The 26988-nt window shown below is 50.4% G+C and carries 19 protein-coding genes; 11 read left to right on the forward strand and 8 right to left on the reverse strand.

The features are described from left to right. Positions 1 to 69: 69 nt before the first annotated feature. The gene (locus DDY07_RS05880; RefSeq protein ID WP_171695180.1) at positions 70 to 5553 is read right to left on the reverse strand and encodes a glutamate synthase-related protein; all 5484 of its coding nucleotides are present in this window, start codon (positions 5551 to 5553) and stop codon (positions 70 to 72) included. 251 nt (positions 5554 to 5804) lie between these two features. On the opposite strand from DDY07_RS05880, the gene DDY07_RS05885 reads away from it, so the two are divergent. Next, a complete protein-coding gene (locus DDY07_RS05885; protein ID WP_171695181.1) occupies positions 5805 to 7025 on the forward strand; it encodes an FAD-dependent monooxygenase in 1221 nt (406 codons plus the stop codon). Between the two features lie 5 nt (positions 7026 to 7030). Here DDY07_RS05885 and glnD read toward each other — a convergent pair whose 3' ends face one another. Beyond that, positions 7031 to 9676, reverse strand: coding sequence for a [protein-PII] uridylyltransferase (glnD, locus tag DDY07_RS05890; RefSeq protein ID WP_171695182.1), 2646 nt, complete (start codon positions 9674 to 9676; stop codon positions 7031 to 7033). After that, a complete protein-coding gene (gene map, locus DDY07_RS05895; RefSeq protein ID WP_171695183.1) occupies positions 9673 to 10437 on the reverse strand; it encodes a type I methionyl aminopeptidase in 765 nt (254 codons plus the stop codon). Before map ends, glnD begins: the two co-directional genes overlap by 4 nt. Before the next feature lie 281 nt (positions 10438 to 10718). Between map and rpsB the strand changes: the two genes are divergently transcribed. The 9 genes from rpsB to DDY07_RS05940 all read left to right on the forward strand — a co-directional run bounded on the left by rpsB (position 10719) and on the right by DDY07_RS05940 (position 18894). Continuing rightward, positions 10719 to 11462, forward strand: a complete 744-nt coding sequence (rpsB, locus tag DDY07_RS05900; RefSeq protein ID WP_020481858.1) for a 30S ribosomal protein S2 — start codon at positions 10719 to 10721, stop codon at positions 11460 to 11462. Positions 11463 to 11584: 122 nt separating this feature from the next. Further along, a complete protein-coding gene (tsf, locus tag DDY07_RS05905; protein WP_171695184.1) occupies positions 11585 to 12463 on the forward strand; it encodes a translation elongation factor Ts in 879 nt (292 codons plus the stop codon). Positions 12464 to 12546: 83 nt separating this feature from the next. Continuing rightward, complete coding sequence (gene pyrH / locus DDY07_RS05910) at positions 12547 to 13266, forward strand: UMP kinase (protein ID WP_020481856.1); 720 nt, start codon at positions 12547 to 12549, stop codon at positions 13264 to 13266. A 4-nt stretch (positions 13267 to 13270) separates the two neighbouring features. After that, positions 13271 to 13828: a ribosome recycling factor gene (frr, locus tag DDY07_RS05915; protein WP_020481855.1), complete on the forward strand. Its 558-nt coding sequence runs from the start codon at positions 13271 to 13273 to the stop codon at positions 13826 to 13828. Positions 13829 to 13840: 12 nt separating this feature from the next. Beyond that, the gene (locus tag DDY07_RS05920; RefSeq protein ID WP_171695185.1) at positions 13841 to 14605 is read left to right on the forward strand and encodes an isoprenyl transferase; all 765 of its coding nucleotides are present in this window, start codon (positions 13841 to 13843) and stop codon (positions 14603 to 14605) included. 40 nt (positions 14606 to 14645) lie between these two features. Beyond that, positions 14646 to 15569 carry a phosphatidate cytidylyltransferase gene (locus DDY07_RS05925; protein WP_171695186.1) on the forward strand — a complete coding sequence of 308 codons (924 nt, stop codon included), beginning with the start codon at positions 14646 to 14648 and terminating at the stop codon, positions 15567 to 15569. After that, complete coding sequence (ispC, locus tag DDY07_RS05930; protein ID WP_171695187.1) at positions 15566 to 16750, forward strand: 1-deoxy-D-xylulose-5-phosphate reductoisomerase; 1185 nt, start codon at positions 15566 to 15568, stop codon at positions 16748 to 16750. Before DDY07_RS05925 ends, ispC begins: the two co-directional genes overlap by 4 nt. 4 nt (positions 16751 to 16754) lie before the next feature. Further along, on the forward strand, positions 16755 to 18119 hold the full coding sequence (gene rseP, locus DDY07_RS05935; RefSeq protein ID WP_171695188.1) for an RIP metalloprotease RseP: 1365 nt from the start codon (positions 16755 to 16757) through the stop codon (positions 18117 to 18119). Positions 18120 to 18183: 64 nt separating this feature from the next. Beyond that, a complete protein-coding gene (locus DDY07_RS05940) occupies positions 18184 to 18894 on the forward strand; it encodes a DsbC family protein (protein ID WP_171695189.1) in 711 nt (236 codons plus the stop codon). A 53-nt stretch (positions 18895 to 18947) separates the two neighbouring features. Here DDY07_RS05940 and DDY07_RS05945 read toward each other — a convergent pair whose 3' ends face one another. The 4 genes from DDY07_RS05945 to mutS all read right to left on the reverse strand — a co-directional run bounded on the left by DDY07_RS05945 (position 18948) and on the right by mutS (position 25285). Next, positions 18948 to 19538, reverse strand: a complete 591-nt coding sequence (locus tag DDY07_RS05945; protein WP_171695190.1) for an OmpA family protein — start codon at positions 19536 to 19538, stop codon at positions 18948 to 18950. 14 nt (positions 19539 to 19552) lie between these two features. Next, positions 19553 to 19999 (reverse strand): FecR domain-containing protein, encoded by a 447-nt coding sequence (locus DDY07_RS05950; RefSeq protein WP_225892855.1) that lies wholly within the window; start codon positions 19997 to 19999, stop codon positions 19553 to 19555. 284 nt (positions 20000 to 20283) lie between these two features. Beyond that, on the reverse strand, positions 20284 to 22545 hold the full coding sequence (locus DDY07_RS05955; protein WP_171695191.1) for a CHASE2 domain-containing protein: 2262 nt from the start codon (positions 22543 to 22545) through the stop codon (positions 20284 to 20286). Between the two features lie 139 nt (positions 22546 to 22684). Beyond that, the gene (mutS, locus tag DDY07_RS05960; RefSeq protein WP_171695192.1) at positions 22685 to 25285 is read right to left on the reverse strand and encodes a DNA mismatch repair protein MutS; all 2601 of its coding nucleotides are present in this window, start codon (positions 25283 to 25285) and stop codon (positions 22685 to 22687) included. 166 nt (positions 25286 to 25451) lie between these two features. On the opposite strand from mutS, the gene DDY07_RS05965 reads away from it, so the two are divergent. Then, positions 25452 to 26720: a tyrosine-type recombinase/integrase gene (locus tag DDY07_RS05965; RefSeq protein ID WP_171695193.1), complete on the forward strand. Its 1269-nt coding sequence runs from the start codon at positions 25452 to 25454 to the stop codon at positions 26718 to 26720. Here the strand turns inward: DDY07_RS05965 and DDY07_RS05970 are convergent. Continuing rightward, on the reverse strand, positions 26680 to 26940 hold the full coding sequence (locus tag DDY07_RS05970) for an AlpA family transcriptional regulator (protein ID WP_203531396.1): 261 nt from the start codon (positions 26938 to 26940) through the stop codon (positions 26680 to 26682). The genes DDY07_RS05965 and DDY07_RS05970 overlap by 41 nt on opposite strands. Positions 26941 to 26988: the final 48 nt, after the last annotated feature.

Below are 26988 nucleotides of genomic sequence, written 5' to 3' on the forward strand. Positions count from 1 at the left end.
GGTTGTCCAGTCACTGTATTTGGTTCTTGCCAAGTGGCGCGAAGGGTGCGTGAAGCACCCTCCCTCAGCTCAGGCAGACTCGCTTTCCAGCATGTCTTTCACAATCGACAGGCTTTCCAAGCTCGCCAGATTTTTATCGATAGACGGCAGGCCGGCCAAAGCTAAACGGTTGAATCTATCTTGTTCGATGATCCAGGCCGTGGAGCCTATCGAGTAAATGCTTTGCACGTCGCGCAGCATCAGCGTGGTTTTGTAGTCGTTCAGGCGTTTTTCCGCCATCAACGCGGCTAACTGACCATCATCGTATTGGCTGTAAGCTTCGCGGATATTTTTAATCAGCGCGTCTTGCAGCTTGCGCGGACGTTCCATCACGAGCTTGTAGGCATGTTGATCAACTAAGGCTTCAGTAGCCGGTTGGCCGGCTTTAGTTAACTGATCGCGGGCAATTTGCTGGGCTTTATCGATCACCGCATAGCTGTTGATAAGCTTCAAGGTCAGATCGGTGTCGGTTTCGCCGTAACCGGGAATGGCGCCATCGAACAACGGGATGTTGCGTTTGTAAGCCTGTTTGATCTGCTCGATTTGTTTTTGCGCAAATGCCACCGACAACTCTTCGATCATCGCTTTGCGATCCAGCGCTTTGCTTAGGTATTCCGCCGTTTGCGTGCGATTTAACCAGAGCGGCAAGGCAAATTTGAAGTGCCGACGCTCGTTGGCCCAATTAGCCAGGATAGCCTTGGCTTTTTCCGAGTCGGTATGTTCAACATGTTGTTCCAGCATGTACAAAATAAATTGCTCATGGCTGCTTGCTAGGTCGTTGTCATCGGTCAAACTGTGTATGGATACCGAGGTATCGTCATACAAATCATTTAAACGATTGTCCGGGTCGTATTGGTAGGCGTTGCCGCCCGACATGCCGGTGCAGAAGCCTTTACCAAAGCCGCCCAGATTCAATACCGCGCCGTTAATCATGTATTCGCAGGCAAAATCGCCGACGCCTTCGACAACGGCCATAGCGCCAGAGTTACGCACGGCAAACCGGTCGCCGGCTTCGCCATTGATAAAGGTTTTGCCGCCGGAAGCGCCGAACAGAGCGAAGTTACCGATCAACACGTTCTCGCCAGGTAACTTGGAGCCGCCACCGGGTGATTTAATCACGATGGTGCCGCCGCAAGCGGTTTTTCCGACACCGTCGTTGCAAGTGCCGGTGTGTTCCATGCGCATGCCGTCGTTGTTGAACGCGGCATAACTTTGGCCCGCCGAGCCATGGGTGCGAACGATAATTGTATCGTCGGCTAAATAGCGGCGACCATGTTGGTTGGTATAGATGATGTTCGATTTAGCGACTTGCTCAGGGCTGAGTTCATAAGCCAATAAGCGTTCCAGATCGACTGCGGTTTGACCGCCGACGGTTTTGTTACGGTTGTTCAGTTTGAATTCGTCGCCTTCGACAAGTACTTGCTTTTGACCTTTTTCGAACAAGGCCGATTTAACGCGGGCAAAGATCAAATCGTCGATGGCGAAATCTTTTTCCAGATAAATCGGTTTCTCAATTTTGACAACCGGTACTTCCGCCAGTAGTTTTTGCAAATGGATTTGGCCGACCATGCTCGGATGGTCGATCAGATGCAGCAGCTCGGTTTTACCGCGAATTTCTTGCAAATTGGTGTAGCCTAAGTCTGCCAGGATTTCGCGCACTTCGTGGGCCAGGTTCATAAAGAACTGCGCCAACACGCGCGGGTCGCCTTTGAATTCCTCGTGTGCAGTGGTCAAACCGGCGGGGCAGCGGATGTTGCAGTTTTTCGCCATCACGCAACGCAGCATCATCAGGGCCGTGGTGCCGAACTCGAAGGAATCGCCGCCTAAAATAGCGGATTTGACGACGTCGGCACCGTTCTGGTGGGCCGCGCTGCAACGTATAATCACTTTATCGCGCAAACCGTTGGCAGCGAGTGCTTGGTGCACTTCGGCTATGCCGATTTCCGGCGAACGACCGGTGTTTTTCAAACTGGTCACCGCCGCCGCGCCGGTACCGCCGGTGTTACCGGCTACGTTAATCACATCGGCACCGGCCTTGGCGACACCGACCGCGATAGTGCCGATACCTTCCGAAGATACCAGCTTGACCACCACACGAACGCGGGCGGCTTTGGCATCGTGGATCAATTGGCCCAAGTCTTCGATCGAGTAAGTATCGTGGTGTGGCGGCGGACTCACCAATTCTACTTTGGGTGTGCCGCCACGCAGCGCAGCAATTTCAACCGATACTTTGGGTGCCGGTAATTGGCCGCCTTCGCCCGGTTTCGCACCTTGGCCGATTTTAATTTCGATTTCTTCCAGATTTGGATCAGCCAGATAGCCGGCCCAGACTCCGAAGCGGCCGGACGCGAACTGTTTGATTTTACTGGAGCGTATCGTGCCAAAGCGGCTGGAGTGTTCACCACCTTCGCCGGAGTTACTCATGCCGCCGGCAATGTTAGTGCCTTGCGCCACGGCTTCGTGGGCTTCGGCCAGTAGCGCGCCGTGACTCATCGCGCCGGACGCGAAAGTCGGGGTGATTTGATGGGCAGGTTGCACGTAATCCAGCGCTATCCGCGAGCGGGCAGGGCGCACGTTGCTCAAATAGTGGTAAATCAGGCTGTCGCTGTCGTTCGCCCGCAGACTGATATTGTCGTTTTCCAGGTTTAAACCAAAATCGTTGCCGGCAAAACGCGCTTTCAGATGTTCTGCTAGTTGTTCCAGACGCGCTTTGCTTGAGTTCTCGGTAAACCGAATGCTGAAGACCACGCCGTTGCTTTTCTCGACTTGTAAGCCGCGGATCAGGTAGTTATTGTTACCGTGTAAATCTTGGCTGCCCAGCAGGCGATCAAAATCGGCTTTGCTGTTAGCGGCGCTGACATCGGCTGGGAACTCCATTACGTCGCGCAAAGCAGCAGGACGGTTCGCGCGCTCCTGAGCCAGATTGTGGGTAAAGCTACGATAAGCCGGGGTAATGCCAAAAGCGTCGATTTGCTCGGGTGTGCGTTTTTCGTAGCCGAAATCCAAATAGGCGGTATCACTGGCTTCCGGCGCTTGTTGTGGCGCTATGTACATGATCGCTTCATCGGTCATGTTGATATATTCACGCACCGCCGTATTGCCAAACGTGTGGCCGGCGCCTTCATTCCGCTCTTTGAATAATCCAAGGAATGGAATGTCGCTTTCGCTGGTGACGGACAGCGCCTTATGGTGCCATTCCGTTGCGCTGGCGGCGATGTCGCTGTATCGCACACCGCCCACCGAGGCATTGATGTTGGGGAAATACGGTTTTAGTTTTGGTTCGTCGGTATCCAGGTAGTTGGATTCGAAAAACTCGCCGCCGATATAGCTTTCCGCGGTACACAGGCCGAATTTGCCCATGGTTTTCATCAGTGATTTTTCGACGCCTTTTTGAAAACTGTACAGGGCTTTTTGTTGCGCGGTCACATCGGCATATTCGGTAATTACCCGGTTATGCACGCTGAGCGGGCAGATCGCGGAGGCACCGAAGCCCAGAATGGTGGCGACGTCATGCGGGCTGGCTGCCTGGCCGGTTTCCATGATCAGCGAGCTGTTAAAGCGCAGACCATGTTTGACCAGATGCTGGTTGGCCGCAGCAATGGCGAGCAGCGCCGGGAGAGCTGCCTGGGATTTGCTGATGTTGGCATCGCTTAAAATGATAATGCCGGTATTGTCGCGCGCAGCTTGTTCGACTTGTATGCATACCGCTTGCAAGGCTTGTTCTAAAGCCAGTTCATTTTGCGCGGCATTGTCAAAGTTCGGAGTGTATAGCGCCTCAATAGTCGCGGTTTTTACCTGGCTTTGTCTGCGAATCTGCTCCAGTTGGGTGCGTTGCAGAATCGGCGATTCGATCATCAGCTGTTTGCTGCTTTGCGGCGCAAAAGTGGGTTTGGCGCCCAGGGCCACGCGCAAAGTCATGCCGTCGCTTTCCCTTAGGGAGTCCAGCGGCGGATTGGTCACTTGCGCAAAGCGTTGGCTGAAGTAACGCGACATACCGCCTTCAGACGCGCTCAAAGCGTTCGGCGTCAGGCCGTAACCCATCGCGGAGACTTTTTCCAAGCCGGTTTGCAGGATAGGGTCCAGCAAAAACTTAAAGCTTTCCTGGTTCAGCGAATAAGCTGTGTGACGTTGGTCGATATTCAGTTCATGCTCGTTACTGAGTTCCGAAAGCTCTACTTTGGGCAACTCGCTGATATGAACGCAGCTTTGTTTCAGCAGCGCTTTGTAGTCTCTTTCCTTAGCCAAACGTTCCATCACTTGATGGCTGTTGTAAGATTCACCGGTGCTATGGTCGAAATACAGCATGCCGCCTGCTTCGATGCGGCCGCGTTTGAGCACTTTTTCCGGTGGAAAATCGATCTGGCCCGCTTCGGACATCACCGCCAGGTATTCTGCGGTTTCGACGGAGCGCAATGGTCTTAAGCCCAGGCGGTCCAGGCGCGCACCGACGCGAATGCCGTCATTGAAGATTAACGCGGCCGGGCCGTCGTTTTTCTCTTCGTACAGGCTGAAATATTCCAGCATCGCGCGTACATCTTCCGATAGGGTGCTATCGTTTTCCCAAGCCGGTGGCATCATCGCCAAAATAGCGGTGACAATGTCTAGTTGATCTTCGTTGATCCGGCGGGTCAGGGTTTGATCCAGGCGGCCGGAATCGGATTGGCCGCAAGGAAACACCACATGTTTGTTGTTTTGCCGAGCAATGGCGTTTTCGCTGAGGCGGTTTTTCTTGTCGGTGTTCAGCTCGCCGTTGTGTGCCATATACCGAAAAGGCTGCGCCATCATCGTCGCCGGTGCGGTATTAGTGGAAAAACGGGTATGGAAAAACAGCGTACTGATTTCGTGGTCCGCGTCGTACAAATCGACAAAGTAGGGGATGACTTCGAATGAGTTCAGGCGGCCTTTGTAAACTTGGGTGCGGGAACTCATGGATAACGGGTAAAAGCCATTCAGTTCCGGGCGAGTAAAGCCATGGGCTTCAATAGTCAGCAGCGCAGACTGAATATGTCTTTCAAAAGCCTCGTGACTGGCATCTTTGAGGGATTTTGGCCGGCCGAAAATGACCTGTTTGATCGGTAATTGCGCGCGCAACGCTGCCGCATTCAACACCGAGCTGTCAACAGGCACTTCCCGCCATTTGATAATCGGCAGATCGAATTCCAGAAATTGTTCTTCGACTAGTTTTTGTGCCTCAGAATCGTAATGCGCGTGATCTTCCGGGAAGAAAAAGTTGGCTACGCCGAATTGCCCCAGTTCCAGGTCCGCATTCCCTGTGGCCTTACGGAAAAACTTCAGAGACAAATCGATATTAACGCCGGCGCCGTCGCCTATACCTTCCGCGCTCATGCCGCCGCGATGAGGAATAGTACACAAGGCTTCGTGTGACTTGACTAGGAGCTCGTGAGTCTGTTTGCTGTCTTTGCGGGTGATAAATCCAACACCGCAGCTGTCCTGGGAAAGATCAGCGTCGTAAAGCATGTGTATTGCGTTAATTTTCTGGGCGTTTTTAATCATTGCTATCCAGATCCTCTCATACTGAATAAAGCGCTAGCCGGTATTTTCCTTACCAGTAGTGCCGTTTATGGTTTTTCTGCCTGCTGCGTGTTAGAGTCGTCCCATGCGGCGAGAATCCCTGATTAACTTCGGAATTTCAGTTGGCGAAACTTTGTAATTCTACCATGTGGCGCGGCCTCTGTCATTCCGTAAAGCCAATGGCGGCGTCGTTCTCTCGTCTGGTCTCTAGTTTTAAAACTTTGTGAAGAAATATGAAAGAACAATTTGATGTGGTGATCGTCGGCGGAGGGATGGTGGGTGCCGCCGTGGCTTGTTGTCTGGGTGGTAGCGAGTTAAAAGTCGCTGTGATAGAAGCGCAGGTTCCGGAAGCTTTTGCCAGCGATCAGCCACATGATTTAAGGGTTTCGGCACTCAGTATTGCCTCGAAAAATATTCTGGAAGCAGTAGGCGCTTGGGAAGGCGTGACATCGCGGCGTTATTGCCCGTTCAAGCGCATGCGGGTTTGGGAAACAGCCGGTGATACGACTTTTAATAGCGATGACATTCGCTATCCCGAGTTGGGCTATATCGTCGAAAATCGCATCACCCAGCTGGCGTTGCTGGATAGATTGCCCCATTTCGAAAATATCGAATTGCTGATGCCGCAGACCATCAGCAAGATCAATTACGATGGCCACGAATCGGAGTTGATATTAGCGGACGGGCGGGTGCTTCAGGCAAAATTGCTGGTGGCGGCGGACGGTGGACAGTCCCGAGTCAGGCAGGCGGTAGGTTTGGGTGTGACTAGTTGGGATTATAACCAGCACGCTTTGGTTATTTACACAGAGACCGCCTATCCGCAGCAAGACATTACCTGGCAGCGCTTTGTGTCCAGTGGTCCGCAAGCCTTTTTGCCGTTGACAGGTAATTATGGTTCCATCGTTTGGTATCAATCCCCCGATGAAGTTCGGCGTTTACAAGCCTTGTCTTACGAGCAATTGCGGGATGAGCTGGTAGCGGCTTTCCCTGATTGCCTGGGCGAGGTCAAGCAGGTGTTAGGTGTGGCGAGCTTCCCGCTAAAGCGGCAGCATGCGCAACGCTATGTGAAACAAGGTGTGGCTTTGGTGGGTGATGCGGCGCACATGATTAACCCATTGGCCGGGCAGGGCGTGAATATCGGCTTACTGGACGCTGCGGCGTTGGCGGAGATTCTGGTGGATGCGCATAAACGCGGTCAGAATATTGCGGATTTGGCGGTGTTGCAGCGTTATGAAGCGATGCGTCGCAACGAAAATCTAAAAATGATGACCCTGATGGATGTGTTTTATAAATCGTTTAGTAACGATATTTTGCCGATCAAATTTTTAAGAAACCTTGGGCTTGGATTGGCGCAGCGCATCACCCCAGCGCGCAATAAAGCTATGAAGGCTGCGATGGGGCTGGAAGGTCGTCTGCCGAAATTGGCGCGTGGTGAGTCCTTGTTGGCAAGATAGCGTCTCTAACCCTTAAGGCTCAAATATCTCAACATCGTGGTGCGTATCTGGGCCTTCTTATCTTCATTGCTGATCGGTAGCGACTGCTGGTCGCTGATGTAGAACATGTCTTCCGCGCGACTGCCTATCGTGGTGATTTTTGCGTCGTGCAGTTGAATATCCAGCTCCGTAAACGCCTTACCTATGGTCGATAGCAAGCCGGCGCGGTCCGTCGTCACTAATTCGATGACGGTGTGTTTATGCGACGGATCTTCCAGAAAGGTGATGCTGGTTTCTATCGGAAAGTGTCGGGCCTGGCGGGACTGCTTGTGGATATTCTTTGACGCTTTCACTTTTTTGGCGATTAAGCCTTGGCGTAGCGAGGTGCAGATATGTACTTCGCGATACAAGTCGTTAATGGCTTCGCCGGATTGTTCCAAAACCTGAAAACTGTTCAGTACGTATTGATCGGCAGTCGTGATGATTCTGGCATCCAGAATTGTGAGGCCCAAATGGTCCAGGGTGGCGGTGGAAATCGAAAAAATCTGCGCTTCGTTGCGGGTGTAAACGAAAATCTCCGCACTGCCGCGCTGGGTTTGCGGGCGCAGTAATACCAACGGCAGTTCGCTTTCCTGGCAAGCCGCGATGGCGATGGTGTGCCAGGCGATTTCGTCCGCAGAATAGCGCAGAAAATAGTCGTCGCTGAGATGCTGCCACGACTGCGTGATATTGGTTTTGGATATACCCAGTTTCAAAAGCTCGTCGCCCGCTTCTTTTTTGTTTTCCTGTACCCGTTCCGAGCGGGCCACCGGATTTTGCAGGCCGCGGTGCAAGGCTTGGTGGGTGGAAATATACAAGTCTTTAAGCAATACGTCTTTCCAGGCATTCCATAAGCTAGGGTTGGTGGCGCGAATGTCCGCCACTGTCAGTAGATATAAATAATTTAGCCGCTCTATACTGCCGACTTCTTGGGCGAAGGTGTGGATGACGTCCGGGTCGCTAATATCCTTGCGTTGTGCGGTCATTGACATCAACAGGTGCTGACGAACCAGCCAAGTGATCAACTTGGTATCGTGGCTTGATAATTCGTGTTGCTGGCAAAAGTTGTTGGCAATGGTTTCGCCGAGCGTGGAATGATCCCCGCCCCTGCCTTTGGCTATGTCGTGAAACATGGCGGCGATGTACAAAATGTCAGGCTTTGAAATCAGTAAAAAAATATTATTGCAAAACGGCAATTCCTTGTTGTGTTTGGCCAGCGAGAAGCGCCGCAAATTACGGATAACAAACAGAGTGTGCTCGTCCACGGTATAGATGTGGAATAGGTCGTATTGCATACGCGCCACAATATTGGCGAAATCCGGCAAATAGGCGGCGAGTACGCCGTAGCGGTTCATGCGCTTGAGTTGGCTGGTAATGCCGCGGGGTTGTCTGAGAATATCCATAAACAGGCGATTGGCCTGTTTGTTGGTACGGAAGTCGGCATTGATCAGGTGCAGATTTTTGCGAATCAAGCGGATGGTGCTGGCGCGAATTCCTTTCAAAGAGGGTGATTGTTGCAAGATTAAAAAAATTTCGAGCAAAGCTAATGGTTGTTTTTGAAATACGTCTTTGTGGCTGACTTCCAGATAGCCGTCAATCGATGAAAAATTGGCGGTGATAGGGATGGGAGTTAGGCTTTCCTTGTTGCTGATCAGTCTCTCGTTCAGCAGTTGCAAGAGCATTTCATTCAGGCGTTCAATGTCCACGACAGTTTTGAAGTAAAACTGCATGAATTGCTCGACGTCGGGTTGTTCGTTTTTATCGATGTAACCGAACTGGCTGGCAAGCTCGCGTTGGTAATCGAACACCAATCGGTCTTCGCAGCGGTTGGTCAGATTGTGCAGTGCAAAGCGCAGGCGCCAGAGGATGTCGCGAGCGGTAATAAGATTGTCGTATTCCGATTTCGGTAAAAAACCGTACTTGATCAACTCGCGGAGAGAGGATGCGTTGTAATGGCGCTTGAATACCCAGCTGATGACCTGCAAGTCGCGAAGTCCACCAGGGCCTTCCTTAATGTTGGGCTCCAGGTTGTAAGCCGTATCATGGTACTTACTGTAACGCTTTTGCTGTTCGGCCATTTTGGCTGGAAAAAATTGTTCCGATGGCCAGAGTGTTTCAGAATTTATCTGGTGTTTTAGATCGCTAAATAGTTCGGAGTTGCCTGTAATCAGGCGCATTTCCAGCAGGTTGGTAAAGACGGTTTGGTCGTCCGCAGCAACCGCCAGGCACTCTGCTACGGAGCGTGTACTGAGTCCTGGTTTTAAGCCAATGTCCCAAAGAAAATTACAAAAACTGGATACCGGCTGTTGAAAGTCTATCGGGTTGGCGGCGTCTAGCAGCACCAAGATATCGATATCCGAGTAGGGAAACAATTCGCTTCTGCCATATCCGCCGGTCGCAATCAGGCTATGGCGGCTAGCGGCTGCGTCGAGGAAATGTAGCCAGCAGGCGGTCAATAGATTATCGATGAAGCGAGCTTTCTCGGTCAGCAAGCCGACGGTCGCCTGGTCCGGGTTAAAGCGCATTTTTAACTGCGCATTTTCTTCGTTAATCGCATTTTTGAATTTGGCGACCGGATTTTCGCCTGCAAAGCAGTCGAGAAAATCGTTTTCGGTGAACAGCGCTTGGCTCACAGTTCTTCCTGTCTCAGCGTCAAAATCTCGAAGCCGGTGTCGGTCACCAAAATCGTGTGCTCCCATTGTGCTGACAAGCTGCGGTCCTTAGTCACTGCCGTCCAGCCGTCGGCGAGGATCTTCATATGGCGTTTGCCTTGATTGAGCATGGGTTCTATCGTAAAAATCATGCCGGGCTCGATTATTTCGCCTTCACCGCGTTTGCCGAAATGCATCACGTGTGGGTCTTCGTGAAATTTTTTGCCGATGCCGTGACCGCAGAACTCTCTGACGATAGAGTAGCGATTGCTTTCCGCGTGTTTTTGAATGGCGTGGCCTATGTCGCCCAGGCGGGCGCCGGGTTTGACTTCCGCTATACCCAAAAACAGGCATTCGCGGGTGATGTCTACCAAGCGTTTGGCGTGTGGGCTGACCTCGCCGATGCAAAACATCTTGCTGGTGTCACCGTGGTAACCGTCTTTAATCACCGTGATATCGATGTTGACGATGTCGCCGTTCTTTAGCTTTTTCTCGCTGGGAATACCGTGGCAAATCTGTTGATTAATGGATGTGCAAATCGACTTAGGGAAGCCGCGATAATTCAAGGGCGCGGGAATGGCTTGTTGCGCATCGACGATGTAGTCGTGGCAGATTTGGTCAAGCTCTTCGGTGGATATGCCGGCAACGACGTAGGGGGCGATCATTTCAAGTACTTCGGCGGCCAGTTTTCCGGCAACGCGCATCTTGTCGATTTCTTCAGCGGTTTTTATGGTAATAGTCATCGGCAGGTGGCTAATTATTAGGATAAAAGCGGGTGCGGGCCTGGTTTTGCTATTTAATCAAGATGCTCTCGCAGGCAGGCGCCGACAGGAGTCTATCAGACTTGAAGTTGTTGTGAAATTCTAATCATGGTATAAAGGTAAGTTCACTATGTAACCAATACTCACACTTGTCGACACGGTCGGTGGGGTGCTGAAAGTCTGTTTCGGATTTTCGGTCACTGATCGGGGCGAGTGGAGGCGTAACCCAACGCCGAATTATTCGGCAATTTTAGGAGAAGTAAATGGCAGCAGTGTCAATGCGTCAAATGCTGGAAGCGGGTGTTCACTTTGGACATCAAACCCGTTACTGGAACCCAAAAATGGCTTCATATTTGTTTGGAGCGCGTAACAAAATTCATATCATCGACTTGGAACAAACGCTTCCATTGTTTAACGATGCGATGAACTACCTCGGCCAAATGACCGCCAACAAAGGCACCATCCTGTTTGTCGGTACCAAAAAAGCGGCGCGTAAAGTCGTGGCGGAAGAAGCAAAACGTTGTGGCATGCCTTACGTCAACCATCGTTGGTTGGGCGGCATGTTGACCAACTTCAAAACCATCAAAAAGTCCATCAACCGTTTGAAAGAACTGGAAGCGATGAAAGCCGATGGCACCTTGTACCAACGTTTCAGCAAAAAAGAAGCTTTGGGCATGGAACGCGAATTGGAAAAGCTTGAGCGTAGCTTGGGCGGTATCAAAGATATGCGCGGCACTCCTGACGCTATCTTCGTGTTGGACGTAGGTTATGAGAAAAATGCCATTATGGAAGCCAAAAAATTGGGCATCCCAGTGGTCGGCGTGGTTGACTCCAATAACTCCCCCGAAAAAATTGATTACGTTATCCCAGGTAATGACGATTCTATCCGCGCAGTGACTTTGTATTGCCAAAGTGCTTCGGCCTCCGTGCTGGAAGCAAAAGCCTTGCGTATGGATGCTTCAGCCAAAGCCGACGATTTTGTCGAAGAAGTCGTAACGGAAGCGTAAGTTTTAAACGCGCTCGGCCAAGGTGGTCGAGCGCCGCTGAATCTGGTATTCAGAACAGACTGTCTTTTAAACGCCTCCTTTGTGAGGCGTTTTTTTAGTTAATAAAATTTGAGGAAAAAACGATGAGTATTAGTGCGGCGATGGTCAAGGAATTGCGTGAGCGTACCGGCTCAGGCATGATGGAGTGCAAGAAAGCCCTGGTTGAGGCCAATGGCGATATGGAACTGGCCATTGAAAACATGCGTAAAGCCGGTTTGGCAAAAGCCGATAAAAAATCCGGCCGTATCGCGGCGGAAGGCATCATAGGTGTTAAAGTTTCCGACGACGCTAAAACCGTTGTTATGGTAGACGTGAACTGCGAAACCGATTTCGTTGCCAAAGGCGATGATTTTATTGGTTTTGCTAATGATGTAGTCAATAGTTTGTTGACCAGCGATGTCAACAGCGACGAAGAATTGCAAGCAATGGTACTGAGCACCGGCGTCAGCGTTGACGATACCCGTCGTGCGTTGATTGCTAAAATCGGCGAAAACATTACTGTGCGCCGTTTCGTTAAATTCACGACCACTGAAGGTGGTCAGGCGGCTTACCTGCACGGCAGTAAAATTGGCGTTATCGTTGAGTTAAGCAAAAACGATCCCGCTTTGGGTAAGGACGTGGCGATGCATGTTGCCGCTGCTAAACCTGAATATGTATCGGATGATCAAGTATCAGCCGATGTCATCGCCAAGGAAAAAGAAATTTTTGCCGCGCAAGCACTGGAAAGTGGCAAGCCTGCCGAGATCGTTGAAAAAATGATTGGTGGTCGTATCAATAAATTCCTGGCGGAAGTGACTTTGTTGGGTCAACCTTTCATCAAGGACGACAGCGTTACCGTTGGTAAATTGCTGGCATCTAAAGGTAATGCCGTTGTGCGTTTCGCCCGTTTCGAAGTCGGCGAAGGCATTGAGAAAAAAGAAGAAGATTTTGCCGCCGAAGTAATGGCACAAGTTAGAGGCTAAACGCCTCGGAATAAACCCGGTTCGCCGGGTTTATTTATATCAGTTCGTTGCTTTTAACCCATGTTTACGGTGGATATTTGATTATGAGTCAATTGATTTGTCAGAGAATTTTACTTAAATTGAGCGGCGAAGCACTGGCGAGCGAACGCGGCGGCAGTATCGATCCGGATATAGTGCAACGCTTGGCTCAAGAAGTGAAAGACTTGTGCGATGCAGGTATCCAGGTCGGCTTGGTGATTGGCGGCGGCAATATTTTGCGCGGCGGCGAGAAAGCATCGGAAGGCTTGAATCGGGTTACCGGCGACCAAATGGGTATGTTGGCTACGGTGATTAATGCTTTGGCGATGCAGGACGCGCTGGAGTATCTCGGGCAGCCCGTTCGGGTCATGACTGCTCTGAAAATCAATCAGGTGTGCGAAGATTACATCCGTCGCCGGGCTGTCAGACATTTGGAAAAAGGTAGAGTGGCTATTTTCGCTGCCGGTACCGGTAATCCGTTTTTTACTACCGATACCGCTGCCAGTTTGCGTGCTATTGAAATTGACGCCGAGTTGATGATTAAGGCGACCAAAGTCAAAGGCGTTTATTCTGCCGACCCGAACAAGGTGGCTGACGCCGTATTTTATCCCCGCTTGACCTATGACGAAGCTATCGATCAACGCTTGAATGTCATGGACACCACCGCTTTGGTTTTGTGCCGGGATAACAACCTGCCCATGCGGGTAATGAATGTATTTGAGCCGGGAGCGATTATGCGCTTAATGCGCGGTGAAGATATAGGCTCCCTAATCGAGAGGAACTAACAGAATGATCAGCGATATTCAACAAGATGCCGCCAGCCGTATGGTAAAAAGCATCGAGTCCTTACAAAAAGCATTTACCAAAATTAGAACAGGGCGCGCGCATCCCAGCTTGCTGGACCAAATCAGCGTCACGTATTACGGTAACGAATCGCCCTTGTCGCAGGTAGCCAACGTCTCTGTCGAGGACGCGCGCACCTTGAAAGTCGTGCCTTGGGAAAAGAGCATGATCCAGGCTATCGAGAAAGCCATCATGTCGTCCGGCTTGGGCTTAAATCCCGCCACTCAAGGTACCGTCATCAGACTGCCTTTGCCGGCGCTGACTGAAGAGCGGCGTCGCGATTTGGTTAAAATCGTCAAAAATGAAGCCGAACAAGGCCGCGTAGCGATTCGCAATATTCGCCGCGACGCCAATGCCGCGATCAAAGATGCTTTGAAAGAGAAATTAATTTCTGAGGACGATGCGCGTCAAGCCGAAGAAAAAATTCAGAAGCTCACCGATCAATACATCAAGGAAGTAGAGAAGCATCTTGAAGAAAAAGAAGCCGATTTGCTTTCCATGTAATCGAGAGGCGAGATGACAGTTGCTGACAACGATAAACCGGCGATAAATAACGGCAACCCACGGCATATTGCCATCATCATGGATGGCAATGGCCGCTGGGCGCAAAAACGCTTGATGCCCAGAATCATGGGGCATTACGCTGGTGTGAAGGCGGTCAGGAAGATCGTCGAGTATTGTGCCAAAGAGAACATTGAAGTGCTGTCATTGTTCGCTTTCAGCAGCGAAAACTGGCGCAGGCCGCAAGATGAAGTGAGTTTGTTGATGGAGCTGTTCATGAACACGCTGCAATCCGAGGTCGATAAACTCGACAAAAACAACATCAGACTGAAAATCATCGGCGATAAAAGCGCGTTTCCGGAAAAACTGCGCGAAAAAATCGCCGCAGCGGAAGGGCAGACCGCACAAAACGATGGATTGACATTGCTGATTGCTGCCAACTACGGCGGACGTTGGGACATCACCCAAGCTTTGCGGCAAATCGTCGCCGGGGTGAAATCGGGTGAGATCGACGAACAAGCCATTTCAGAACAGCTCGTCAATCAATATCTGGTGACCGCTGAGTTACCCGAGCCTGATTTGTTTATTCGTTCCGGCGGAGAGGAACGGATTAGTAACTTTCTGCTGTGGCAACTGGCTTATACCGAATTTTATTTTACCGATGCGCTTTGGCCGGATTTCGATCAGCAAGCATTGGAAAAAGCTATCGGCAGCTTCAAAGGCCGGCAAAGACGTTTTGGGCACACTGGCGAACAAGTGATCGATAACAGAGTTCTCTAGGGATTTTTTCTATAACCATAATAATTAAAAAACCACACACATGTTATTAAAACGCATCTTAACCGCGCTAGTACTGGCTACCGTGGTCATAACGGCAGTTATGCTGCTGCCAGCCCTTTATTTCTCCTTGTTTATCGCTGTGGTTACGCTGATCGCTGCCTTCGAATGGATGGCCTTGACTGACGTAAACACGCTTATCCGCAAAATACTTTTCCTCTTGTTTTTAATTGTGCCGATGTTGGGCGTTACTTATTGGACGGTATTGCTGGAGTTGCTTAGCGAGGCGATGGAATGGCCGGAAATCAAAGACTATTCGGATGCTTTAGAGTGGTTTGTTATCGTTCCGGTGCTGTTCTGGGTGCTAACGATGGTTTTGATCAGAAAAGCCGGTCCGCAGTTGTTGAATATCGAATTCAAGTCACGGCTTAAGACTTTTAGCGGTTGGTTGGTGTTGCTCTCTGCTTGGATGTTTCTCAGCAAGTTAAGAGCGTATTACGGTCCTGGCATGGTGATCTACTTTTTGCTGTTGATTTGGGCTGCCGATATTTCCGCCTTTTTTGCCGGTAAAACTTGGGGTAAAGATAAACTCGCGCCAGAAATAAGTCCGGGTAAAACCATTCAAGGCATGTACGGTGCTTTAATTTCCGCGGCTGTCTGTGGCATAGGCTTCACGGTGTATGGCTGGATTACCGCGACTCAGCCAGAAGATGTTGACTCTGGAACGTTGCGCTTCCTCAATGGATTGGTGTGGACCGATATGTTGATATTGTCGGTTATGACCGTGTTGATCTCAATTTACGGCGATTTGTTTTTCAGTCTGATAAAACGCAAAAAAGGTGTTAAAGATAGCGGTAACTTGTTACCGGGTCACGGTGGCATATTAGATAGAGTGGATAGCATCATTGCTGCCGCGCCTTTTTTCTATGCAGGGATTTTATTGATTGGTAGGGTGTTTTACGCATGAAAGGTCTTTGCATACTCGGAGCGACCGGCTCGATTGGCGTCAGCACCTTAGATGTGGTTGCGCGCCACCCCGACCAATATAAAGTGGTAGCGTTAACCGCCAACGGTAATATCGAAGCCTTGTACGAACAATGTTTGGCCCATCGTCCTGAGTATGCGGTAGTCGCCAATCCGGATAACGCTCAAGCATTCAAGGACAAAATCGCCGGTTCGCCTCTTGCCGATATTAAGGTGTTAGCCGGCGCGGACGCCTTGACGCAAGTAGCAACCTTGGACAATGTTGACGCAGTGATGGCCGCTATCGTCGGCGCGGCCGGTTTGTTGCCAACCTTGGCAGCCGCGAGAGCCGGTAAAACGGTGTTGCTGGCTAACAAGGAAGCCTTGGTCATGTCCGGGCAAATCTTTATGCAAGCCGTCGCCGAAAACGGCGCGACGCTACTGCCCATCGATAGCGAGCACAACGCAATATTTCAGTGCATGCCGGCTGGCTATACGACCGGGCATACTGCCAAACAGGCCAGACGTATTTTGTTGACCGCATCCGGCGGTCCGTTTCGGCAAACGCCGATTGCCGATTTGGATACTGTGACGCCCGAACAAGCGGTCGCGCATCCGAAATGGGATATGGGCCGAAAAATTTCGGTGGATTCCGCGACGATGATGAACAAAGGTTTGGAGTTAATCGAAGCCTGCCTGTTGTTCAACATGGACCCGGATGCCATCCAAGTAGTGATTCATCCGCAAAGTATCATTCATTCCATGGTCGATTATGTCGATGGCTCTGTGTTAGCGCAAATGGGCAACCCCGACATGCGCACACCTATCGCGCACGCCATGGCTTGGCCGGAGCGCTTTGACTCCGGCGTGGCGCCGCTGAATATTTTCGAAGTCAAGCACATGGATTTCGAACAACCTGATTTGCAACGTTTCCCGTGTTTGCGGCTGGCCTACGAAGCTATCAAAGCCGGCGGCATCATGCCGACCGTTTTGAACGCCGCGAATGAGATTGCCGTGGAAGCCTTTTTGAACGAGCAGGTACGCTTTACCGATATTGCCCGCATCATAGAGCGAAGCATGGCCCAATTTACTGCCGATTGCGCCGATACGCTCGAACACGTCTTGGCAGCCGACCAGCAGGCCAGAGACGTTGCGAATAAAGTGATCGCCGAACTCAAACACTAGTTAGATGGATACTTTGCACACCTTGTTTTATTTCATCGTCGCCATCGCGGTACTGGTGGCGTTTCATGAGTACGGCCATTTTTGGGCGGCACGCAAGGTTGGCATCAAAGTTATCCGTTTTTCCATCGGTTTCGGCAAGCCGTTAATCAGCTGGCAAAAAAGCCCTGCCGATACTCAATTCGTCGTCGCTGCCATCCCGTTGGGCGGCTATGTGAAAATGGTCGACGAACGCGAAGAAGCCGTTAAGGCGGAAGATTTACCTTACGCATTTAACCGACAGCCGCTATTAGCCCGAACCGCCGTCGTCGCAGCCGGACCGATTGCCAATTTACTGCTGGCCGTGGTTTTATTTTGGTTGGTATTGGTCATCGGTGAAGCGGGCGTTAGACCGGTTATCGGTGGAGTGGAGGCCGGATCTCTGGCCGAGCAGGCCGGTTTTGCGGCAGGGGACGAAATAATCAGCGTTGATGAGACTGCCACGCCTACCTGGATAGAAGCTCTGGACACCTTGTTGACCTCGGCGATTGACGGTAAAACCGAAATCAGCGTAGTGACTAAAGCGATAGACGATAGTCAACAAGTACGCTTGATTCACTTGACCGAACAAGACGTACAAACCCCGGAAACGCTACATAAGCGTTTGGGTTTGAAACCTTGGGTGCCCACTATTAAACCGGTTATCGGTAAGGTGCTTGAGGATGGGGTTGCCAAACAAGCCGGTTTACAAAGCGGTGATTTAATTATCAGCGCAGACGGCACCGCCATTACCGATTGGCAACAATGGGTAGATTATGTGCAGGCCCGGCCGGATGTTGAAATTAAGTTATTGCTGGAGCGTAGCGGCGCGCCATTATCCTTAAGCATCACGCCGCGTAGCGAACAGCAGGGTGAGGGCAAGGCTGTCGGCAAAATCGGCGCCGGTGTGGATACGCCGAAAGACTTGCTGGACTCCATGATGGTGACCCATGCCTTGTCTCCCTGGGACGCGGTTCCGGTCGCCGGAAAGCGAGTTTGGTTTTACGCAGTGACCACATTAAAAATGATGGGAAAAATGGTGGTAGGTTCGGCTTCCGTCGAGAATTTGAGCGGTCCCATCAGTATCGCCCAATATGCCGGTCAATCGGCTGAAATGGGATTTACGGCGTTTCTGAAGTTTCTAGGCTTGGTTAGCGTCAGTCTCGGTGTGTTGAATTTGCTGCCTGTCCCGGTGTTGGATGGTGGTCATTTGCTGTTTTTCGCCGTTGAGGCCGTTAAAGGCAGCCCGATTCCGGAAAGAATGCAACTGTATTTTCAGCAAGCCGGCATGCTGCTATTGATGCTGCTGATGGGCTTGGCGATGTTTCTGGATATAGGCAGATTATTTCAATAACGCTGAACAAAGGCACCAGCGTTGTGGTCAACCACATTCCTTTCTAATCTTCCCTGGTAATTACATGAAAAAAATCACACACATTCTGGCTCTGACGCTACTGGCTTTGACTAGCCCAGCATTATTTGCCGACGAAGCCGCCATTAAAAAAGCCTTGAGTGAGTTTATGCCTGGGGGACAGATAGACTCGGTGAAACCATCGGAAGTCAAAGGTCTGTACGAAGTCTCTATGGGCGGCAATATCTTTTATGCATCCGAAGACGGTAAATATTTACTGCAAGGGCAATTATTTGACGCCGAAGCAAAGAAAAATATCACCGAATCTAAGCTGGCTGAGGTGCGTAAAGCCTCGCTGGATAAAGTCGGCGAACAAAAAATGATTATTTTCAAACCGGAAAACAGCAAACATGTCGTGTCTATCTTTACCGACATCGATTGCGGTTATTGCCGTAAGTTGCACTCTGAAATCGATCAATACATGGCGCAGGGCATTACGATACGCTACATGTTCTTCCCTAGAGCCGGCAAAGGGTCGGATTCCTATAAAAAAGCAGTGTCAGTCTGGTGTGCCGCCGACAAAAACAAAGCATTAACCACCGCGAAGAAGGGTGAACATCTGGACGCGAAAACCTGTGAAAATCCAGTGGATGAACATATGGCCTTGGGTGAAGCGTTCGGTATGAATGGCACACCGATGATAGTCACGCAAAAAGGTAATATTCTGCCGGGCTATGTGCCTGCCGCGCAGTTGGCAAAAGTACTGGCCAGCGAATAAGCAAATACAAAAAACCGCCAGCTTTCGAGTTGGCGGTTTGATGGGTTAGAAAATTATCGGATCGTCACTTCTACTCGACGGTTTCGCGGTTCGGACGTTTCATCGCCGGTCTTGATCAACAAATTCTTTTCGCCGTGCGATGTCACGGCGACCTCTTTGACATCCATTTTGCCGGCATCGAATAACTTGCTGACCTGAACGGCGCGCTCATTAGCCAGCTTTTCGTTTTTGCCGGCATCGCCCACGGTGTCGGTGTGGCCTATCACTGAAATATCGGCGGCCGGATGTTTGCTGGCGGCTTCGATGATCTTCGGAATCAAGGCCGCAGAATCCGCGGTCAGCTTGGTGCCGCCGGTTTCAAAATACAATAGAAATGTTTCCGGTAATACCGGCTCGGACGCCAAGGCTCGGCCAAAGTCCTTATTGATCTTCTCTTGTTCTACTTTGAATACGGTTTTAGAGTTATCCAGATCCGCACCAAAACCGGCTTGTTCAACCACGGTTTCGCTGCCGGCACCGCTGAAAATCACTTTTCCGGTTGAGCCGTCGTGATCTTCCAGTAAGACCAAATAAGATTTGGCGCAACCGCTTAAAGCCAGCGCGACTGCGAATGTTAAGGTTTTGGGTATGGAAATTGTCGTCATGGCAAATACTCAGTTTAATCTTCAACTTTGACTAAAAAACGTGTGCCTCTTACCGCAATCACGCCGGTGGGGGTTTTTACCGTTACCGCTTCCGGTTTGAGTTTGGCGATGACGCCGGAAATATAGTGCAGGGTGCCTTTTAATAAACTGGCGTTTAATTGCAATTTGTCCTGTTGTGGTTCGAATTGATATGCTTCTATTTTGAATTCGGTATTCGGGCCGATCGACAAAATGGTATTGTCTTTCAGCGTTACCCCGGCTGCGCCGTTTTGGTCGGTTTTGATAACGTTGCCGACATGAATCGGCGAACCAAGGCTGGCTTTGATCGGGCCGCTACTCTCGTCAATAGTCGTTTGATCGTTGATGGTTTTGATGTAGCCGATGACTGTTTCATCGGCCGATGCCGCATTCGGCATGCAAAGGGCTAACCCCAGGCTACAACAGGCGAAAAGACGTTTCATAATGGCCTCTACAAACGGTGTTTTGGGACATCAATAGCCGCGCGGGCGGTATCGAAATTCAGCGTGTAAGTATAGACAGCATTTAATTGTTGTCAGATTCAAGAGCTTATTTGTTTTAGGGCTATTCGTACGCCGCTTTTATATATCGTCTCACCGGCGAAGGCGGGAGCCTGGTGGCTATGTGGGATTCGGTTCAATGTTTGGCTTCAGGCTGCGCGCTCGCCCAACATCGGAAACTAGCGCTTACGGAACGGTTGCCGGTATTAGATAAAAACCTCAGCGGCTTAACGGGTCAGCAATTCCACCCAGAACGTGCTGCCCACACCCGGTGTGCTGCTAACCCCGACGGTACCGTTCATCAATTCCGCCAGTTGTTTGGTAATTGCCAATCCAATACCGGTGCCTTCTATTTCGGTATTATCCGCACCGAGGCGCTGAAACGATTGGAATAACAATTGTTGTTGTTGCTCCGCCAGACCGTTGCCGGTATCGGTGATAGAAATTCTCACCCGGTTATCGTCCACCAGTCTGCTGCTCAAGTTGATGGAACCGTTGGGGCGATTGTATTTCACGGCGTTGGACAAAAAATTCAATAAAATTTGTTTGGCGCGTTTCGGGTCTGCTTGCAACTCAATGTTCTCGGGTAAGCAATTATCGACAATCAACGCCAGACCTTTATTTTGCGCCAAGGGTGTGATCAGGGTTTGGCAATCCTTGATTAGCTCCGCCAAATTGATGCTGCCGATATTCACGCTGATTTTGCCGGACTCGATTTTAGCCAGATCCAAAAGCTCGTTAATCAGCCCGAGCAAGTGCAGACCGGCCTTGAGTATTTCATTCACCGAGTCCAGGTGAGTTTCAGCCAAAGGATGTTCCTGGTCGTCCATTTGCATCAGCTGCGCAAAACCGATAATGGCATTTAGCGGGGTGCGTAATTCGTGGCTCATTTGCGACAGAAATTGGCTTTTGGCCAAGCTGACTTGTTCGGTCCGGTTAATCAATTCTCGCATTACCGTTTGTTCTTCGGCTTTTTTCAGCAGCATTTTCGCCATGAGCATCCGCTCGCCAATATCGTTGATGGTCAACACCGTGCCCATCAGTGCGCCCCGACTGCCTATCAAAGGAGCGATGGTCAGATTCGCGTTCATCGCATAATGGTCGGAAATGGATAAGCGGGTATTGCTGATTTTCAACGGTCCTTGATTGATGACGCTTTGTTGTATCAATTCTGCGATTCGATGCGGTTTGCCGTCTATTTCCAAACTAAAAATGTCGTCGATATTTTGACTGCTAGTCTTGGGACGTTTGCTGCCGATGATGTCCAGAGCGGCGGCATTCATGTATTCAATCGAGCCTTTGTTATCGGTGGTGATTACCCCATCGACGATAGCGTTTAAGGTGATATAGGCGCGCTTTCGTTCTGCGAATAAGGATTGGATCAGTTTCTCAAAATGCCGCCAGCTGCGCAGTGGATAGCTGATTATTAACACCAGTAATGCCACGGACGGTGCAAACCAATAGTGGCTGGTATGCAGTAAGACTAAGCAAAACAGTAAAATTGCCATGGACAGCATAGAAACCGCCAGCGCCAGCCAGCGCAGTGAAAAACAGGTGCTGATCTTGATGGCGATCCCGGCTATGGCCAGGCTTAACAGAAATTGCCAATGGCCCGGTAGCGGTTGCCAAAGCGTTTGCTTAATCAGGCCATCCAAGCCGGCTGCGACGAAATCCACCCCGCTCATGGGCCGACTACCGATAGCCAGAGGTGCCGGCAGGTCACGTTCTATACCGCTGGCGGTGAGCCCAACCAATACGTATTTATCGGTGAATAATTGTCCGGACACATTACCCGATAATACGTCCAAATAAGAAACCCTAATGAAATCACTATCCGGCGCAAAGAACGGCAACCACACCCGATAATCGCCATTTATGTTTTCTGGCGATGTTTCGATCCGTAAGCCCGGTAAATCGGCAAGTATCTCAGGATGGCTCAACGCATAAATAGCCAGCGGCATCGCCGACCACTGCGAGTCGCCCAAGGACAATCGCAATAAAATGCTTCTACTGATGCCGTCTTTGTCCAAATCGACATTGGCGTGTCCCAGGACTGCATGTTTGGCATAGTCCGGCAAGGGCAGCGTTTCCACCATCTTGTTATCGTTTTGTTCGATAATTACCGGCAGTACGACCTGTCCATTATTGGCTAGAGCACGGCTTAAGTGCGCGTCCAACTCAGGATGTTGCCGATCCGCTTCGGAAAAAATAAAATCCAGCCCAATTGCCTTGGGTTTTGCCGGCGCCAGCGTCTCCAATAGGCGAGCGTGAATATCTCTTGACCAAGGCCAGCGCCCCAGTTTTTGCAGGCTTTTTTGATCGACTTCGATAATGACAATATCTTTTGAAGCCGGTGTAGCCAACAGCTTTAGTTGGGCATCATAAATCCACCGATCAAAGCGCCACAGTGCATCCGTATAGCTTAAGCCGACCGTAAACAGTATCAGCAGCAAGACGATCAATGATTTTTCGAAGCGGCAAGTCGCCATGGAATTTACTGTGAAAGTGGAAATACTAGGAAAAGTATACTAGTTGCAACCGCAAACAGTTAATGTAAAACAAGGCTTTCCGCTGTTAATGGCCTGACAGCAGGGCGCAAATTGTCTTGAATCCGCAAACCCGCCACTATCAACGCTTGTTAGCTTTTAGCAGCGCTTTCAATCGATATAAAGCGTCCAATGCTTGCCGAGGACTTAAATGATCAGGATCGAGTTCTTCCAGCAGCACGACCGCCGGATGGCATTCCTGACTGGTGAATAAATCAAACTGGTTGATTTCGCTATGATTTTGCAGCTCGATATAGGCGGTGTTTTCCAGTTGCGCCAACTTGTTTTTGGCGTTGGCAATCACACTCTGCGGCACGCCGGCCAGTGCCGCCACTTGTAAACCGTAGCTTTGACTGGCCGGACCGTCTTTCACGGCATGTAAAAATACGATCTTGTCGCCGTGTTCCATCGCGTCCAAATGGATGTTATGGATATTGCCTTGCTCTTCGGCCAGCGTGGTTAATTCGAAATAATGGGTCGCGAATAGCGTGAATGCCTGGGTGTGGCGAGCCAAATAATCGGCGCAGGCCCAAGCCAAGGACAAGCCGTCGAAGGTGCTGGTGCCGCGGCCGATTTCATCCATCAATATCAAGCTGTTGCTGGTGGCGTTATGCAGAATATTGGCGGTTTCCGACATTTCCACCATAAAAGTCGAGCGGCCGCTGGCCAGATCGTCGGAAGCACCGATGCGGGTGAATATTTTGTCTATCGGCCCGCAACGCAGAGATGTAGCCGGCACATAGCAACCGATGTGAGCCATCAGTACAATCAATGCCGCTTGGCGCATAAAAGTCGATTTACCACCCATGTTCGGACCGGTGATCACCAGCATCCGCCGCTCTGTCGAGAAATTAAGATCGTTGGCCACGAAGGGAATACTGGATAGTGCTTCCACCACCAGATGCCGGCCGGCGACGATGTCGATGCCCGGCTGTTGGTCCAATATCGGTTGGGACAAGTTTAAGGTTTCGGCACGTTCGGCAAAATTTACCAGCACATCCAGTTCGGCCAAGGCATTAGCGCACTGCTGTAGATCGAGTAATGCGTCGCCCAGCGTATCCAGCAATTGATCATATAAGGCTTTCTCGAAGGACAGCGATTTTTCGCGGGCGCTTAGCACCTTGTCTTCAAAAGATTTAAGCTCCGGCGTGATGTAGCGTTCCGCACCTTTCAGCGTTTGTTTGCGGGTGTAATGTACCGGGACTTTGTCGGCTTGGGCGTTGGAAATTTCGATGTAATAACCATGCACCCGGTTGTAATTGACCTTTAGTGTGGCGATGCCTGTAACGGCGCGCTCGCGCTGCTCCATGTCGATCAGGAACTGGTCGGCGTTCTGACTGAGATTACGTAACTCGTCCAGCTCAGGATGATAACCGGGGGCAATCACGCCGCCGTCGCGAATCAGTACCGGTGGGTTGTCGATGATGGCGCGTTGCAGTAAAGCCAGCAATGCCGGCTGTTCGCGTAATTGCGTGCGCAGGCTTTCCAGATGCGGATTCTCGCTATCGGCCAGTTGGCTTTGCAGTTGCGGCAAAACCGCCAAGGTCTGGCGCAATACCAGTAAATCACGTGGCCGTGCGGATTTCAGCGCGATACGTGAACTAATCCGTTCTATATCGCCCACTTGGCGCAGGCTGGCTTGTAGATCTTCATATAAATGATTCAGCAACAGGCTGGCGATGCAGGCATAACGGCCATTGACAACGGCATTATCTCGCAGCGGTCGGTGTATCCAGCGTCGCAGGCAGCGGCTGCCCATCGCGGTGGCGGTTTTGTCCAGTACGCCCAATAAGGTGTATTGAAGTTGGCCGCTGGGATGACTGTCCAGCTCCAGATTGCGGCGGCTGGCGGCGTCCAGGCTAATGCTGTCATCGCTGTTCTCGACGCGAATGCCTTGAATATGGGGCAGGGCGCTTTGCTGGGTGTCACGGATGTATTGCAGCAAACAACCTGCCGCGCAAATCGCCGCCGGTAAATGTTCGCAGCCGTAGCCTTTTAAATCGTGGCTATTGAACTGTTTTAAAATCAACAACCGACAACTATCCAAGTCAAAATGCCAGGGAGGCCGTTTGCACAAGCCTCGGCGCTCCTTGACGGCCGACGGCAGTTTAATATCCTCGCTATACAACAATTCAGCCGGATTCAAACGCTCGATCTCGCTGAGTAGCTGGGTTTCATTGTCTACTTGCTGCAGCGTGAATTTACCACTCCCTAAGTCCAGGCAAGCCAGCCCGAAGAACTTGTCGAATACGGCTAAAGCCACCAGCAGATTATCCTTGCGATCCTCCAATAAAGCTTCGTCGGTGACAGTGCCGGGCGTGACGATGCGCACCACCTTGCGTTCCACCGGCCCTTTGGATTTGGCCGGGTCGCCAATTTGCTCGCATATGGCAATCGATTCGCCTTGTTTCAGCAGGCGGGCGATGTAGTTTTCCGCCGCATGATAAGGAATGCCGGCCATAGGAATGGGTTGTCCCCCGGACTGGCCGCGAGCGGTCAGCGTAATATCCAATAACTGCGCGGCCTTTTTCGCATCATCGAAAAACAGCTCGTAGAAGTCTCCCATTCGGTAAAACAACAGCGTGTCAGGCTGGCCGGATTTGATGCGCATATATTGTTGCATCATCGGGGTGTGCTGTGTTTTGTTGCCTTGCCTGCTGTCTTGTTTTGTTTGGATATTCATTCGTAAGTTAATGAAATAACAGATAATATGTCTATGTTGTGAGCCGGGTTCACTCCAGCTACACTTTTCAAAACTTCCCTGCACTTTGCTGTTTAGTATAGGTTTTAGTATAGGTTTTTTCGAGTTATACTCGTGTCATCGATCAACATAAAAAACCTATACTAAAATGCAATTCGATGCCCGCACCGCTAAAGCTTTGCAGCCAGGACAGCATATGGCTTTTGACGATTACCCAGGACTGCGTTTGTCTGCCATGGCAAAAGTGAGAACTTGGTTTTATCGGTATAGAAGCACTGTTGATGGACGCCTTAGGCAGGTGTCAATTGGTCATTGGCCATCTATGTCATTTCCCGTGGCTATTGTCGCTTGGGAAGCTTTGAAAAACCAGCGTGATTCTGGTAATGATCCTGTATTAGAGGCAAAAGCTTTAATATTAAAACAAGAGGCGGCAAATTCTGAAAACGCTTATACAGTTAGAGTGCTGTGTGATGAATATTTAGCTGGACATGTTTGTCGCCACAGAGCCAAAAAAGGTTCTACTGAAATTACTAGGATGTTTAACACAATGCTGGGTGATATGGCGGATTTACCATCCACTGCAATTACCCGCTCAATGGCTTTTGATTTGATTCAAAAGTACGCCGCAATATCGCCCGTGCAGGCCGGAAAATTACGATGTGAGTTAGGAGCAGCATGGGATTATGCAATGGATGCCGGCAGACTACCTGAAGCTGCAGTAAATTGGTGGCGCTTAATTTTACGTGGAAAAATTAGATCAAAAGGAAAGACCATAGAAGGTAAGAACATCGGCGTGGTCAAACGCGTACTCACTGAAGACGAAATCGGTGAATTGATAGCTTGGCTTCCAAATTTCGCACCGATAATTACTGACGTTCTAATGTTATATCTTTGGACCGGAACTCGCGGCTCAGAAATTGTCGGCATGTCAGGAACTGAAATTAGTGAAGAGGGCGGTCAAGTTTGGTGGACGATACCGAAAATTAGAACGAAAAATGCTCGACATGAAACTGCTACAGATCAAAGGGTGCCTTTATTCGGTAGGGGTTTGGCAGTGGTGTTACGGCGGAAAAAATTGTATGGAGACGGTTTTCTATTTCCATCCCGTCATAAAGTGGGGCACATCGAACAAAAATACGTCACTGAACAGGTGTTTTATAGACAGCCCTATAGTCAGATACGCCCTGAGCAGGTGAGGCCTCGATTAACGGTGACTCATTGGGCACCGCATGATTTGCGACGGACTTCACGCACCTTGCTTGCAAAATTAGGATGTCCAGATTCCGTAGGTGAAACGATTCTCGGTCATATGTTACCCGGTGTGGTAGGAACTTATAATCGGCATCAATATGACGATGAAAAACGCCTATGGCTCTTTAATCTGTCAGAGCATCTTGAGTCATTGGCAAATTTCTAGATTTAGGTTTGCCGTTGCGTCCGCCTATTGCCGTATTAGGAGGGGGTAATAAATCGGAAACAGGACGCGACTCAGCCCATTCTTCAATTTCGCGTAGTAACCAGCAGGAACGGCGTGCAGATGCTTTACGAGGCTTAGGGAACTCATCGGCACGAATCAATGATTGGATGGTAGATTCAGAAAGCCCTGTGACTTCTGAAACCGCCTCAAGATCAATCATGATGGGTCTCAATACCGACTGACGTTTATGGGCGTTACTCATGTATTT

The organism is Methylomonas sp. ZR1, assembly GCF_013141865.1.
In the GTDB taxonomy this organism is placed as follows: Bacteria; Pseudomonadota; Gammaproteobacteria; order Methylococcales; family Methylomonadaceae; genus Methylomonas.

Excerpts from the sequence above, each read along its gene's own strand:
- DDY07_RS05940 (WP_171695189.1), top strand. The coding sequence starts at position 18,184 with ATGAAAAAAATCACACACATTCTGGCTCTGACGCTACTGGCTTTGACT.
- map (WP_171695183.1), bottom strand. The coding sequence starts at position 10,437 with ATGACTATTACCATAAAAACCGCTGAAGAAATCGACAAGATGCGCGTT.
- DDY07_RS05925 (WP_171695186.1), top strand. The coding sequence starts at position 14,646 with ATGTTATTAAAACGCATCTTAACCGCGCTAGTACTGGCTACCGTGGTC.
- DDY07_RS05945 (WP_171695190.1), bottom strand. The coding sequence starts at position 19,538 with ATGACGACAATTTCCATACCCAAAACCTTAACATTCGCAGTCGCGCTG.
- DDY07_RS05970 (WP_203531396.1), bottom strand. The coding sequence starts at position 26,940 with ATGATTGATCTTGAGGCGGTTTCAGAAGTCACAGGGCTTTCTGAATCT.
- DDY07_RS05955 (WP_171695191.1), bottom strand. The coding sequence starts at position 22,545 with ATGGCGACTTGCCGCTTCGAAAAATCATTGATCGTCTTGCTGCTGATA.
- rpsB (WP_020481858.1), top strand. The coding sequence starts at position 10,719 with ATGGCAGCAGTGTCAATGCGTCAAATGCTGGAAGCGGGTGTTCACTTT.
- rseP (WP_171695188.1), top strand. The coding sequence starts at position 16,755 with ATGGATACTTTGCACACCTTGTTTTATTTCATCGTCGCCATCGCGGTA.
- DDY07_RS05885 (WP_171695181.1), top strand. The coding sequence starts at position 5,805 with ATGAAAGAACAATTTGATGTGGTGATCGTCGGCGGAGGGATGGTGGGT.
- ispC (WP_171695187.1), top strand. The coding sequence starts at position 15,566 with ATGAAAGGTCTTTGCATACTCGGAGCGACCGGCTCGATTGGCGTCAGC.
- frr (WP_020481855.1), top strand. The coding sequence starts at position 13,271 with ATGATCAGCGATATTCAACAAGATGCCGCCAGCCGTATGGTAAAAAGC.
- DDY07_RS05920 (WP_171695185.1), top strand. The coding sequence starts at position 13,841 with ATGACAGTTGCTGACAACGATAAACCGGCGATAAATAACGGCAACCCA.
- mutS (WP_171695192.1), bottom strand. The coding sequence starts at position 25,285 with ATGAATATCCAAACAAAACAAGACAGCAGGCAAGGCAACAAAACACAG.
- tsf (WP_171695184.1), top strand. The coding sequence starts at position 11,585 with ATGAGTATTAGTGCGGCGATGGTCAAGGAATTGCGTGAGCGTACCGGC.
- DDY07_RS05950 (WP_225892855.1), bottom strand. The coding sequence starts at position 19,999 with ATGAAACGTCTTTTCGCCTGTTGTAGCCTGGGGTTAGCCCTTTGCATG.
- pyrH (WP_020481856.1), top strand. The coding sequence starts at position 12,547 with ATGAGTCAATTGATTTGTCAGAGAATTTTACTTAAATTGAGCGGCGAA.
- DDY07_RS05965 (WP_171695193.1), top strand. The coding sequence starts at position 25,452 with ATGCAATTCGATGCCCGCACCGCTAAAGCTTTGCAGCCAGGACAGCAT.
- DDY07_RS05880 (WP_171695180.1), bottom strand. The coding sequence starts at position 5,553 with ATGATTAAAAACGCCCAGAAAATTAACGCAATACACATGCTTTACGAC.